The 13,343-nt window shown below is 31.9% G+C and carries 17 protein-coding genes; 5 read left to right on the top strand and 12 right to left on the bottom strand.

What is annotated here, in order from left to right:
• Positions 1-231: 231 nt before the first annotated feature.
• The 8 genes from MHB40_RS20350 to MHB40_RS20385 form a co-directional block, all read right to left on the bottom strand.
• Positions 232-1,116 carry a hypothetical protein gene (locus MHB40_RS20350; protein ID WP_342533321.1) on the bottom strand — a complete coding sequence of 295 codons (885 nt, stop codon included), beginning with the start codon at positions 1,114-1,116 and terminating at the stop codon, positions 232-234.
• 21 nt (positions 1,117-1,137) lie between these two features.
• Positions 1,138-1,272 (bottom strand): hypothetical protein, encoded by a 135-nt coding sequence (locus MHB40_RS20355; RefSeq protein ID WP_342533322.1) that lies wholly within the window; start codon positions 1,270-1,272, stop codon positions 1,138-1,140.
• Positions 1,273-1,327: 55 nt separating this feature from the next.
• Positions 1,328-1,528, bottom strand: coding sequence for a hypothetical protein (locus MHB40_RS20360; RefSeq protein ID WP_342533323.1), 201 nt, complete (start codon positions 1,526-1,528; stop codon positions 1,328-1,330).
• Positions 1,529-1,539: 11 nt separating this feature from the next.
• Positions 1,540-1,947: a hypothetical protein gene (locus tag MHB40_RS20365; RefSeq protein WP_342533324.1), complete on the bottom strand. Its 408-nt coding sequence runs from the start codon at positions 1,945-1,947 to the stop codon at positions 1,540-1,542.
• Positions 1,948-1,985: 38 nt separating this feature from the next.
• Positions 1,986-2,351 carry a hypothetical protein gene (locus MHB40_RS20370; RefSeq protein ID WP_342533325.1) on the bottom strand — a complete coding sequence of 122 codons (366 nt, stop codon included), beginning with the start codon at positions 2,349-2,351 and terminating at the stop codon, positions 1,986-1,988.
• 449 nt (positions 2,352-2,800) lie between these two features.
• Positions 2,801-2,986, bottom strand: a complete 186-nt coding sequence (locus MHB40_RS20375) for a hypothetical protein (RefSeq protein ID WP_342533326.1) — start codon at positions 2,984-2,986, stop codon at positions 2,801-2,803.
• A 580-nt stretch (positions 2,987-3,566) separates the two neighbouring features.
• On the bottom strand, positions 3,567-4,694 hold the full coding sequence (locus MHB40_RS20380) for an HNH endonuclease (RefSeq protein ID WP_342533327.1): 1,128 nt from the start codon (positions 4,692-4,694) through the stop codon (positions 3,567-3,569).
• A 219-nt stretch (positions 4,695-4,913) separates the two neighbouring features.
• Positions 4,914-5,195 carry a DUF4365 domain-containing protein gene (locus tag MHB40_RS20385; protein WP_342533328.1) on the bottom strand — a complete coding sequence of 94 codons (282 nt, stop codon included), beginning with the start codon at positions 5,193-5,195 and terminating at the stop codon, positions 4,914-4,916.
• Between the two features lie 139 nt (positions 5,196-5,334).
• Between MHB40_RS20385 and MHB40_RS20390 the strand changes: the two genes are divergently transcribed.
• Complete coding sequence (locus tag MHB40_RS20390; RefSeq protein WP_342533329.1) at positions 5,335-6,363, top strand: hypothetical protein; 1,029 nt, start codon at positions 5,335-5,337, stop codon at positions 6,361-6,363.
• Between the two features lie 106 nt (positions 6,364-6,469).
• On the opposite strand, the gene MHB40_RS20395 is transcribed toward MHB40_RS20390, so the two are convergent.
• On the bottom strand, positions 6,470-6,640 hold the full coding sequence (locus tag MHB40_RS20395; RefSeq protein ID WP_342533330.1) for a hypothetical protein: 171 nt from the start codon (positions 6,638-6,640) through the stop codon (positions 6,470-6,472).
• 331 nt (positions 6,641-6,971) lie between these two features.
• Here MHB40_RS20395 and MHB40_RS20400 point away from each other — a divergent pair, with 331 nt between their 5' ends.
• The gene (locus tag MHB40_RS20400) at positions 6,972-7,241 is read left to right on the top strand and encodes a helix-turn-helix domain-containing protein (protein WP_342533331.1); all 270 of its coding nucleotides are present in this window, start codon (positions 6,972-6,974) and stop codon (positions 7,239-7,241) included.
• Positions 7,242-7,387: 146 nt separating this feature from the next.
• The gene (locus MHB40_RS20405; protein ID WP_342533332.1) at positions 7,388-8,551 is read left to right on the top strand and encodes a site-specific integrase; all 1,164 of its coding nucleotides are present in this window, start codon (positions 7,388-7,390) and stop codon (positions 8,549-8,551) included.
• Between the two features lie 104 nt (positions 8,552-8,655).
• On the opposite strand, the gene MHB40_RS20410 is transcribed toward MHB40_RS20405, so the two are convergent.
• Positions 8,656-10,470: a recombinase family protein gene (locus tag MHB40_RS20410; protein ID WP_342533333.1), complete on the bottom strand. Its 1,815-nt coding sequence runs from the start codon at positions 10,468-10,470 to the stop codon at positions 8,656-8,658.
• A gap of 100 nt (positions 10,471-10,570) precedes the next feature.
• Positions 10,571-11,731, bottom strand: coding sequence for a hypothetical protein (locus tag MHB40_RS20415; protein ID WP_342533334.1), 1,161 nt, complete (start codon positions 11,729-11,731; stop codon positions 10,571-10,573).
• Between the two features lie 232 nt (positions 11,732-11,963).
• Between MHB40_RS20415 and MHB40_RS20420 the strand changes: the two genes are divergently transcribed.
• Positions 11,964-12,380: a hypothetical protein gene (locus MHB40_RS20420; protein WP_342533335.1), complete on the top strand. Its 417-nt coding sequence runs from the start codon at positions 11,964-11,966 to the stop codon at positions 12,378-12,380.
• Positions 12,381-12,483: 103 nt separating this feature from the next.
• Positions 12,484-12,645 carry a hypothetical protein gene (locus MHB40_RS20425; protein WP_342533336.1) on the top strand — a complete coding sequence of 54 codons (162 nt, stop codon included), beginning with the start codon at positions 12,484-12,486 and terminating at the stop codon, positions 12,643-12,645.
• A 260-nt stretch (positions 12,646-12,905) separates the two neighbouring features.
• Here the strand turns inward: MHB40_RS20425 and MHB40_RS20430 are convergent, their stop codons facing one another.
• Entirely contained in the window at positions 12,906-13,235 is a 330-nt protein-coding gene (locus MHB40_RS20430; protein ID WP_342533337.1) for a hypothetical protein, read from the bottom strand.
• Positions 13,236-13,343: the final 108 nt, after the last annotated feature.

Consider the following 13,343-nt stretch of genomic DNA (forward strand, 5'->3'; position numbering starts at 1 on the left):
AACTCAATAATTATCTGTATGGGATTTCGTTACGCGCTTTCCGAGTTCTTTCCTTATTATCAGTCGCCTAAGTTTTTTCTTGCCCTACCCACGCAAAAACAGGAGAATCCGTGAGGGTTCTCCTATTTCTCTGGCTTTGCTCCAATGATGGAGCAGGGCTTTGTTCTAATTTTGGCAGTTCTTTGTTGTCAGAAACAGTGCTTTTTTATGTTTGGACATAGTAAGGAAAGTTTAACGTAACCCCCTTTTCTTAATATATTCTTCAATTTTTTTATCTTCCCATTTCCGAAGAGCAGCCCATGCACCCATTCTCACATATTTATTTGAAATTTTTTTTACTATTAATTCCCCAAAAACCCTTAAAAATAATAATGGAGTTCGTTTAAACACCTTCTCAAACTTATCTTTTGCCTGAACTTCTTTTATTAAACCCTTAAACAGCTCATTATTAAACTTCACCTTGTCTTCTCTTATTTGTAAGGATTCAGATACGCTAATACCCTTAAATTCAAACAAAATATAGCTTTGTTCATCCCTTACTTCGAATACAGAGTCATAAAAATCACCATACACAATCAAGCTATTTAACTTTGCAAACTTTTTGATAACAGAGTAAATATTCTCACTTTCAATATATTGTTTGTATTTTTGTTCATTTCGCTTACATTTGGTAACTTCAAGAGGTTTAATTTGTTCCACTTTAAGTAGTTTTGCTAGGATAGTCCTATGGTTACCATCAGTATGCTGTACATACCTATCATCTTCTATATAATAATTAAAATGCATGTTTGAACCCATTTCTTTTGAATTAAATAAAAGACGAATCTCCTCTAAAGTATAAGTTTTCATTAACTTTATTAATTTTTCAAACCTATACGGTTCTAAATTTATATCGCTATCTTCATCGTTCAATACTTTTTCCATCGTATTGAACCAAGAATCACCTTGATGTCTACTAACACTACTTACTTTAGAGATTTTAACATCTTCAGATTGTGTTACACCTACCTCTTCGTAATAATACTCGTATTTATCTACTTCTATTAGTTCCTCTTTCATTGAATCCAAATGTTCTTTCGGAACACCATAATCTATAAAAATTTGATACAAGTCCATGTTACACCTAATTTCTACATGCTATAGATACGTATTACTTAACATTTCTAGTTCTAAATCTTCCTCATCGAACAATGGCAATAATAAAGATTCTATTTCTTCGAATTTCAGCCCCAGTTTAAATCCTTTTTCACAATCTAAAAATCGTACTTTCATTAATCTATCAAATGTAGCTTCACAACTTCTTCTAGGACTAATACCCAATGTTGAATCAAAAAAAAGAAGTATGTATCGAATAATGGTGAGTATGAATAAATTCATTCCAACTATCTTTTAAAGTATCCTCATCAGCTATATCTATAATTTCTATTTCTTCAAGATTTCTTTTCTCAACATCTCCCCACGCCATTTTCAATAATTCAATTGCAGACTTATCAGTTTTAGGCGCACTATATCCAAATACAGTAAACATATACGCACGTTCTAAATACTGTCTAACAATATTCCATTGGTCTTTGATAAATAGATTCTGTTCATAATTTTTTCCCTAACCGGATATAACAAAGGAATTTTCTCAAATGGATTTCTACACTTTGAGCAACACTCATCGATAAGTCCTGCACTCTTATCTTTGTAACAAATACCTAAAGAAACAGTCCCATGTAAAAAAACTAATTCCGGTAAGTTCCGTGTGATATTCGAACACCTTTGATATGCTTGCGTCAATAATGGGTCCCAATTAAAAGTTGCAATCAAATCTTTATTAGTAAGAGATAAAATTAAAAAATCATATATAGTAGGCTCATCAGGTATTTCAAACTTATTAAAATAATCATAAATCCTATTTTCTAATTCGATGCGAATCGCTTCATATTCTTCAGACTCCGACAATGACGAATATATGTCTTCTAAATTATCACTTTGAAAGTCTATTGGAACACTTCTATTATTTCTTTCATCCCTAACTTTCCAATAAAGCCTTTCATAACGGATGTCTTCATCCCATTTTTATCTCCATTTGGAATTGCAGCTACACTAGCACCAGCTCCTAATAAAACTACATATGGTCTATTTTTCGTTAAAGCTTCATAGCGCTCATAATCTGTTTGTGAAGGAGAAGTTTCAATCTCTTTTAATCTTCGCTCAAGTTCTTCATTTATTTTCATATCTTCATCATAGAATCCATCCTTAGTAGCAAAACTTTCTGCCCTAATTTGATTGAAATGTTTATATAATCCCTCTACAGTTGAGAATCCATGCTGTTTCATCAAACTTTTAACTATTTCTTCATTCATCTTTTCCCCTCCATTCTCTATTTCTCCAAAGACCAATTTGTTTGCACTGTAATTAATCACAAATCATCTATTTTATTTTGTAACCTTCAACCCAACCCGTTATATTACCTTGCGTTGTTCCAATCTTACCTTCAACCATTTCCGTCTATAACCTAACACCTTTACTTGTTAAAAAGGCTGTACTTTTTCATAATATATAACTGGTGCAGATTTCATTCTCCCAGCTCTCAACAAAAATTCTTGATTAGCCTCATCCATATATGGCTTAAAAATTCGCTTGAACCTCATTTTTTACTTTTACTTGCTCTTGAGAATACTGAACTTGTTCCGTAGTTTCACTTTCAAAACCCTTAACCATGTTTTCAACTGATTCATCTCACTAGAAGAATAGGCATGATAATTTTAGTAATAACATATTTCACAGCATCTTGACCTAGCCCTACGAAAACTTACATTAAAAAGCTTTTCAAGTTACCACTATTCTTATTACCAATTTCTTTTAATTTTTCTACTTCTTCTGGGATAAATCCTACTTGTGAAATGCTATTATTTACAGTTATTTCAGCGGCTATATCACTAGAACCATGTTCACGGAGTTCTAGATTCTCCTGCTCAAATTCCTCAACTTGTTCCAATACCTCTCAATTGTAAGTGTAGAAACCATTGGGAGTATGTTATTTATTAGCTGTGCTTGCCGATTCATAATTTTCAAATAAGGCTGTGTTACTAGATGCTGAATACTATCGTACTGACTTATTATTTGATTTGTTGCACTAAAAACATTCTCATCGAAAAAAACGCTGTGCAATTTGTTGTTGCTGAATAATTCTTGACATCATATCCTATTGTTGTTGAATCATTCTTAAAGCTGGATTATCTAATATTCTTTCAATCATTCTTTGCTGTCTCAATATCTTCCCAATGCAAAATTTCTATAAATACCCAAACCATCCTCTCCTTTCTATAATTTTCCATATACTAGGCACTACCTATACCAATAATAACAAGTGAAGTCTTTAATTCCAATTTAATCCACATAAAATCCCTCGATGCATCTAGTTTACTTCCTTTTTACGCAAAAACAGGAGAATCCGTGGGGGATTCTCCTGTTCTTCCTTCATTGCTCCAGCATCGAGCAGTTCTTTGTTCTAATTTTGATTCGACTTTATTCGCTCAAGCAGCTCTTTGTTCTGCAAACACATAGTATAAACAACATTAAAAATTTACATTTTCTAAGTTGTCTCTATCAAATATTCTATGTTGAAACGACAACATAAACTTATTAACAACCTCATTTGTAAAAAGATTAATCATTTCAGGAGTAAAATATTCATACTCACTTTCTGGATATTTACTTTTCACCACTTCCATAGCTGTAGATGTTATTTCACTTATTCTCCGGCTCACTTTCACCTTATCTATACGTTGTAACAAGTGAGATACTCGTTTAATTATTGCATCAACGTCCGGTTCTATTTTTGCATATCTTTTTAAATCTCTAGTCGTAATAATGAATTTCCTATCAAAATCTACTTCTTTATTAGAAACCACATCGTAATGATAAGAATTATAAATACTTGGTCCTTCATAATTTTCATTTAACATCACAATAAACTTTATTTCATTAAAATACTCAACATATACAAATAGTTTATTATTCTTCGGCTCCCCTATTAATATTAAAGAGTGAAAAACTTCTTCTTTACCTTTATAAAACACTTCATTTTGGGGATAAAAATAGTATACATTTTCGTTTTCTGAATGCCCTTCTATATATGGAATAAGATGTTTGATAAATGAACTATCACCACCACACAAAATATAATAATTTATTGCAGCTTTACAAATAGACCTAAATGCATTTTCTCCACCAATACCAAAGTTAACTTTAATTTCTGGTAAATATACTTCATCAACTTTTGCCTTTGCAATTTCTGTTTCAACATCCAACTTAGGATATTTACGTTTTAAACCATTCATAACACTTCTAGCTTCAGATATTGTTGACGTAGTAATGTCATACTTATTTCCGTCTATATGAATCTTAGGCTTTGCTCTCTTCATCTTCCCACTAGGTTCAATATAAATCTCTGTACCTTTATATTCACCTTTAATATTACGCGGCTTCCCATTATCTCTTTTTACATTAAGAAGTGTCGAAAATGTACTCAACTGCTCCGCTAATTCATCATCGATGTTACTACCAAATTTAGAATTACAAATCCGACAAATTAATCTTTTAGACTTTAATTTACCCCCAATTGCATTTAAAATAATATGCTCTGATGTTTCATTTTCTTTTGTTAACAGCTCATCACATACATAACAAGAATAATTAACCATTTGACAACACTCCCAATTAAATTAACTTCTCATTTCTTTCGCTAAATAGGTAGGCAAACACCATTCCCTACATATCTCTTCGTTTATGTCCGATAGATTTACAAGACAATCCTAAAGCATTTTTATTTCATTAATTATTAATGGGTGACCAATCAAAACCTTATATTCGAAATGATTCATCATCAAATTTACCTTCTTCAATTAAACGATTCACTTCTATCAATATATTACGATACTTCTCCCATTCTTTCTTGAGTAAACCTTCACTAATGATATATCTGCTTTTTTAACAGCTTTAAGTTGAACAAAGAACATGTCAACAACCGCTTCACAAATTAAATTTTCTTCATCCACATATTTAAACACTTCAACAACTATATCTATTCCGAAGTCATGATTATATTCTCTGATAACCCATTCTGAAGGTAAATAACTTCTAATCAACTTAATAGATTCGTCAGCCATAATGTGCTGAAAAACACCTCTTTTACGATGCGCCATTAGATTTCCTCTCAAACCGCAGAATAGAAAATAAATAAATGCTTAATAATTATCATAAACAAAAAAGAACACGAATTACAATTATTGTATAATTATATAAATCTTTTGTTTTCATATTAATTATTTAGGAGCGAATCATATGAAACTTTTAGCCAAAATTCATTTACCTTATAAACTGATTTTCAATAGTAAAAGTTTAAGTAGATACGAATTACGAGCAGACGATTATTTCTCTTACTTCAAAATAGACTTTATTTTCGATGAAGAAAAATCAACTGTGGATGCTCTCGAAATAGAAACTATAGCTAAATTTATTGATGAATCTAACTTTTTAAAAATAGACAACGCAATATTCGGGCATTACTACGAACTCGAACGAGATACTTATGAACACTATTTTTTAAATGTCCGAAATAAACTAAACGGTTTTTTATCCGCTTTAGGACATTTAACAGGTATGTATTGGATTCAACCTTTACCGCTTAACCATTTAAGTGGATGTATTGGGGTAAACACCGAATATGTATTTATCCCTAGCAATGCTAAAGTGCCACCTAACGCTAGATTTTTCTTTATACAAGACGATTCTATAATTGAAAATTACACAGATGATATTAAACCTGTGACAGCAGACATTTTAGATAAAGCAAAAGGAATCGGTTCTTTATATGACTCTTTAACTTATATAATTTACGAAGATAAAGCTCGTTTTGCATTAAATACACATCAATTTCCAGAAATGATAATGTTTCTTGCTATTTCAATAGAAACCCTTTTCAAAATGTGCGTCCAAGAATTCTTTAATTTCAAAAGCCATGATGTTGTGTTAAAAAAATTTATAGATAGCGGTAAAAACAACTTCCAAGAAACATATACTAAACTCATTTACTATTACTTATTTAATACCACGCTATCTGAAAAAAATCCTATAGCAGCTAAATGTATTTCCGATGTATTCAAATTAAGAAATAGCCTTATGCACACTGGTATGTTGACAAAAGATGATTTTAAAAATATTGGACATCCATCAGTATCCGAACTTAATTACTCTTTAAGTAAAGAATTCTTTGATGGAATTATTGAAACAAACGAATTTTTATTCGAAGAGTTCACAAATCTTTTCCATAAACTTTCTGCCGAGCTAGAAATGCAAAATGTTACCGAATGATAAAGGGAATTCGTGCGAATCCGCACGAACTCCCTTTCTAAATTCTATTTGATTTTCTTATTCTTAGTGTTACCTCATCGAACCACTCACGTTCATGTATTCGTAGTCATGCAAATAACCCATTATTTATTTTGCTTAATTCTTTTCGATTTGTATTTGGATGTTCGGCAAGCAACATTAACCATTGTGCTTTCCTTTCATCACTTGGATAAATCGGGACTCTACTGTTCTTTTTCTTCTGTTGCTTCCCAACTACCGGCTTAATCTCATGCTCCATGTTGTTCCAGCTAATCTCATTGTTACCTGATACTCGCCGCGCAATTCGAAATTCTTGTTGGAAAATCTAATAAGAGGCTGGTGTCCCTATAAATAAAATAGGACCACCAAAATGAATACATTAATGTAACAAAATAATTCATCATTTGCTAAATAGCACGATTCTGTAAATGCTGAATTTCATCTATTACCAAAACCATGAAAAATAATTTTTAAAGGGGTACGACATGTTTTTGATTTTCAGCTCTAAGATTTATTGTATTATGATGTTAAATTTATCCGATTAGGATAAAAAAACAAATTGTAATCAAAGTCTAAGGGAGAGGATTTCATTGACTTTACAACTGGACATGCCTGCAAGATTAGAAAAAGAATTGCAAACTGTTATTTTAACAACATTAAGACAGGCGATTCAGGACTTGCAGCAACAACACCAAAATAAAGAATGGATGAGCTTAAAAGAAGGAGCCGCTTATGCAGGCGTTTCCTATAACACTCTTATGAAGTACCGAGAAATGGGGTTAAGGGTTTGCGAGATTGAAGGGGTAAAACGTATTTCAAAATCAGAAATTGACACGTTTTTCAGTGAACATAGTTTTTAATTTACAAAACAAAAAATGAGGCAACGATATTCTAGAGTAGATTGTCAGCAACTTTATCTTGTATGATAAAGACAATGCTATAAAGTGTAGCAGACTAACACCCTCTTTATCTTGCCTCCGTATGGATAACGAGGAGGAAATATACAATGAGAAAAACTAGCATCATTAAACCTTATACAAAAAAAAGTGGCGAAAAGTGTTACATGTTCAAACTTTATGTTGGAGTCGACCCTCTAACTGGCAAAGAACAATATACAACTCGCCGTGGATTCAAAACAAAAAAGGAAGCTGACCTTGCATTAGCTCGTATCAAGCTTGAAATTAGTAAAGGTTCATTCAGAAAGCAGCAAGCTGAAACTTATCAAGATGTATACGATTTGTGGATAACACAATATGAGAAACGCGTTGAAGAAAGTACCTTCGTTAAAACTACTGGTATTTTCCGCAATCATATCTTACCGGCACTTGGGAATTATAAAATTGATAAGATGAATGTGGACGTATGTCAACGTCATGTTGATGAATGGGCTACAAAGCTGAAAAATTTCCGTATGGTGAAGTCATATGCTGCAAAAGTGCTTGATTTTGCAATCAAACGTGGCTATTTACAAGCGAATCCCTTCGCTCTAATAGAAATGCCAAAAAATCTAAAAAACACTCATCTTTATGATGCAGATGTACTTGGAAATTTCTACACTAAAGAGCAACTGAATACATTTTTAAAGTACATGGGTCAAGAAACAAATTTTAAAGCATATACTCTGTTTCAACTCCTTGCTTACAGTGGCATGCGTAAAGGCGAAGCATTTGCATTAACTTGGAACGATGTGGATTTTTTAAAGAATGAGATTCGCATTAATAAAGCACTTTCCAAAGGCAAAGAAAATAGGATATATGAAAAAGTCACGAAGACACGTTTTCCTCGTACAATAAAAATGGACCAAAAAACAATGGATACTTTAAAAGATTGGAAAAAGCAGCAACAACAAGACTATCTCCTTTTAGGGTTTAACACATTGCAGCCAAAACAACTGGTGTTCAGCAATGAGCAAAACAAATTTTTACAGCCTACCAAAACACGTAAATGGCTTGAGCACGTATTAAATAAATATCAGCTTCCTAAAATAACAACGCACGGATTTCGCCATACGCATTGCTCTCTATTATTAGAAGCAGGCGCTGGTCTTAAAGAAGTCCAAGACCGACTGGGACATACAGATATCAGAACAACGATGAACATCTATGCTCATGTTTCTCAACAAGCTAAAGACGGAGCAATTAATAAATTTGCTAATTATTTGAGTATGTAAAGGCAATTACTGACCATGGTTTTGACTATGGTTGATTGAAATCCATTGAGTTTCAATGAAACAGTGAAAAAGAAAAAACCCTTGAATACCAAGGGTTTTGACGTTCATTGAAACTCAATGAAATTGTAAAATGGAGACGGCACTCTGTTAGCAATACCCAAATACAGGTCAGTTATAAACCCGATAATTTTACTTGTAACCGCTTCTTTTTCCTCTTTTGTTCTTGTCTTCGTTGTGAGTTTCTTCTTATTTAATGCTGCTCTGAAATCTACCAACTCATGAACTGATGGATGATTAAATTTAAAGTATATATCAATTTGTGTTTCTTTATCATTTATTTTCGTTGCCTTAATATGATCTATTAATTGCTCAAAAATTGAAACAATAACCTCGAATTTTAAGTGGTTGTAATAAATCTCTTCAAATAGCCATTCGCCTTTAATCTGCTTAATATTTCTAGGAAACTTCATGTCTTCTTGCAACGGTTCTCCATAATCTTCAATCAAATACTCAAGTTCTTTTCTTGCTTTTCTGTTGCTAGATAGTTTTTCATTATACTCTTTGAAGATTTCTTCATCTTCGTCTGGATCTAATTTACCTATCCATTTAAAAATATTATCGTGTTCTTTTTTTAATGCTTTTAATTCTTTTTGATATCCATAAAGTTTTTGATTTAAGACACGGTTTTCCTCATTTTTTGTTGCCAGATACTTGTCAATTTCATCAATTATTGAATCTGTTGATAGATATTTACATAATTCTTGCCATACCATGAAGTCCAGTTTTGCCATGTTTAGGTTGTTTGAACACTTACTTCCGCGTGGAAGACTGTTGTTTGAAGGACAAGTGAAATAGTAATTAACAGTTCCGCTACGCTTGCTTGTTGTTCTATTTGCTGTATAAGTCTTCCCACAATTTCCACACTTAATAAAGCCCGTTAAAAGGTATTTACCCTTTCCTCTATAGTCTCTATCTTCGTTTAGGTTGTTTCCTCTATTTGTGTTCTTCGTTTTTGACTTTATTATTTCTTGAACTCTAATAAAATCTTCTTCCGAAACTATAGTTTCATGCTCTCCCTCTTTAGCGAAAATCCATTCTTCTTTCGGCTTAACCGTTCCTGCTTTTTGGAAGGACTGAGATTTATTCCATACTCGCGTGTAATAGTTTTCGTTTTTCAAAATCGTCATGATGTTCGCATGTTTCCAAAAGGCAATACCCGGTGCTTTAATTTCGTTTAGGTGATTTGCTATCGCTGTATAACCATAACCGTCTAAATACATTTTGAAAATAAGCCTAATTGTAGGTGCTGTTTCTTCGTCAATTACATAATATTTTTCAGATTTCTTTTCTGTTATTTTTACTTCTTTAAGTTTATACCCAATAGGAACTTTACCGCCTGTATACAACCCTTTTCGTGCTAGATCTTCGTGTATCTTTCTTACTTCCATACTTAAATTCATGCTGTAAAACTGGTCCAACGCTTGGAATATAGCATCTATCAATTGCTCCATTGGGTCGTCAGATGCACCACGGAAACCGGGTTGATCTATATAAATTATTTCCACATTGTACTTTACACATAACCTTTTTAGGAAGGCTCTTTCGTTTGAATCACGACCTAAACGGTCAGACTTTGTAACTAGAATGTAATCAATTTTTAGGTGTTTTATGGCATGTAAAAGTTGTATCATACCTTTTCTTTTTAAATTTATTCTTGTGTTTCCTTGTTCGTATTCTATTAGTTTATTGTCGGAATACCCACTTATTCCAGCGTCCTCATAAACATCTTCAAGTTCAAACTTATTATCATTTGCATACTGTATTATTTTCTGATGTTGGTGATTTAAACTATGTCCTTCTTCGGCCTGTCGGCTGCTACTTACACGAACATATCCTACCGCGCGTTTACCTTTATTCACTGGAAATAACCTCCTTTTATAATAGGATTATAAGGGAATTATAAAGGATATAAAAAAGGATTGATAGTCTAATAGCAAGACCGTCAATCCTTCCTTATAATTATCTTAAAAATATTTTATAACCAAATATAAACTTAGTCCAAATAGTAGGTCTCCAAGGAGCATTAGGACACTTCTTACAGGAAGGACTTACAACTGCTATTCTATCTTGTATTTGTCCGTCTGCTTTCATGTATAGTTTCTTTCTAAGTTCAATATGCTTGTTGTAAGATTCGATTGATTTATAGTTTATAGCATAACTAATTATCTGTCTTATATCAAATCCTGCAACAAACATATCGAAATACTCTTTCGTTAGTAGATTGTCTTTTATTATAATTTCGTCAACTTGCTCTTTCTTCAAAAGCATTTCTGGAAGATTGCTTTCAAAATAAACATTCGTGCAAATCGAAAGATTTGTTGAAGAAATTCTTTCAAAAGTACGACAAGCAACAACTGGATTTCTTGAAGTGTAGTCTCTGATTAGATTTTCATATTCTGCAAATCGAGGGTCACTTCTTAATGCAATAATTCGCTTTTTTTCTTTTTCAATTTTCTTTTCAATTTCCTTAATAACTGCTTCTAATGCTAGTTTTGTAGTAGAACAAGCAGTAGATACTTTTTTAATAATATTTTTTCGTTTAAATTCGCCTTCCTCTTTATTGATCTTACTATGAAAAATATCGCCCATTTTAAACTTCTTGAAATTAAGAATCCCACCTTCGGTATCTATAAAGCATTCAGAAGTAATACTTGCTACAAGTCGAGTATTTGAATAGATATATACTTTATTATCAAAGTAGTCTTTAAATAAAGTTAAACCTAGTGAACCTTCGTTTATAGCCAATTTCAACTGATGTGTGTCTGCTACTAAAAAATCGTTAGGATTGCCATTCAGCACATTCTGATAAGTTATAGCCTTCTTAAATCTATTAGCAACCTTTGTTTCATAATTTCCTGCATATTTCAATGAGATTGGAATACATAAGGATTCTTTCATACCCAAAACCTTAAAGTTTGCTTTAATTAGCAGATCAGATTTTGTTTTAGCCTCCCAATGCTCCTCTTCTGTAATTTCCACTTTATCATCTTCATCTAGATCAGAAACTGCACCTGTAACGAATTCTAAGTCTAAACTACTGTTATTCGCTACTTGATCAATTAACTCAAACACCTCTTTTTCAAACATATTCCTTTTACTTCTTTCTTGTACAAATGTCATAAAATCAACCCCTTTCGCGTTATGACCTGTATAAACAGTTAACCAGCGATAGGTAGTTTCCTTTATTAATTAAGTAGTACTATATGCTTATTTTTATTAACCATTGGTAGTTAAAAATAAGTATAATTACCTACAAAATAAACAGAAATAAAAAAGAGTATTTAGTGTTTTTATATTGAAATGTATATATGTAAAACAAAACAAACTAAAGACGAAAAGGAGTTGTTGACAAATGTTAACAAGAAAGCACACAGGACAAAAATATGGAACTAATGAAAATGGAATCGAAGTAGAATTACCAATGGAACAAAAGACAGTAGAGGTAGAATCAGCAAAAGAAAGAGTTGAGTTCGCACTAAGATATTCTAGAAGTGTTATCCCTGCAGGAGTTTACAATGTATTTCTTACTAGTTTAACAACTATCATGGAAAGTGTTGAGGAATTAAACCAAATTGCAGAAAAGGAAGGATTGCCAAATGGATTTTTAGATACAATTACAGATTTAAGAATCAGTTTTGAAAATGTAGTATGTACACTACAAAAAATAGAACATAAAGAAAAGGACTATAAGTTAGCACATAAGCAAACGATCAAGGAATTAAGCCACATATTCTTTAGTGCTTATAGTCATGCAGTATCTATATGGTAAAGATAAAAGACTTCCTTTTAATAGGGGGTCTTTTATTAATTGGCGCCAATCCTTCCTTCCTTTATAATTAAAAGAAAAGGAATAGGATTAGGAGGAAATAAATATGACAAACGAAGCGGAAAACAGAGTAAAGGTTCTTTTAAATAGAATTGAAGGAGCATTAAAAGATATTGAAACAGTATGCAATCAGCACGATTATGATACAGAACCATTGGGTAAAGCCTTCGAAAGTATTCAAAAAGCAAGAGATTTTAAATTATCTTAATAGCAAAAAAAGACTATAATTAGAGGATTAACTCTTTTATAGTCTTTTTTATGTCTGTTTGTTAAAAACGGCTAAAGTCGTCCAAAATAGCCTGTATTACTCTATTTTATGGCCTTAATAATTTAAAGAAGAATTTAATCTCCTTTATTCTATTTTATTCTATTTTTTATTTTTTTCTTCTTTCTATTATTCCTTTATAGGGATTTATTTCTGGGCGAATAAAATGATTTATTTCTGGCGAATTTGATAGGTAGTAAGAACTACTCACTTTCAATAGATTTGTTAATTAAATCTAAAAACAACTGCTCAATAAGTTCTTTGTCTAGCCCTGCCTTAACCAATCTTTGACGATACTCAACACTAATTTCGGCTAAAACCTTATCAACATCAACCTTTTCTTGATCAGAAGTTTTTTCATCAATTCTTTCTTTAACCACTTTCAGCAACTCTTGTAATGTATCAGAAGCGGTATCTACAACTACATTAAATGCTATTTCCTTCAACTTCTGACTCTTACTGAACTTATAAACAAGAACGAAAGAGATTAGGAGTAAGAGGAAAACAATAAAGATTATCAGTAAATCTTGCATAATAATTACCTCCTTTTATGCTCACTTGTTGGTAATTATGCTTTATTAATAACAATTGTTTTTTATTAATAAATATTATGAAGTGTTATTAATAAAACATAATTAGAC

This window comes from Lysinibacillus sp. FSL K6-0057 (assembly GCF_038630885.1).
Classification (GTDB): Bacteria; Bacillota; Bacilli; order Bacillales_A; family Planococcaceae; genus Lysinibacillus; species Lysinibacillus fusiformis_F.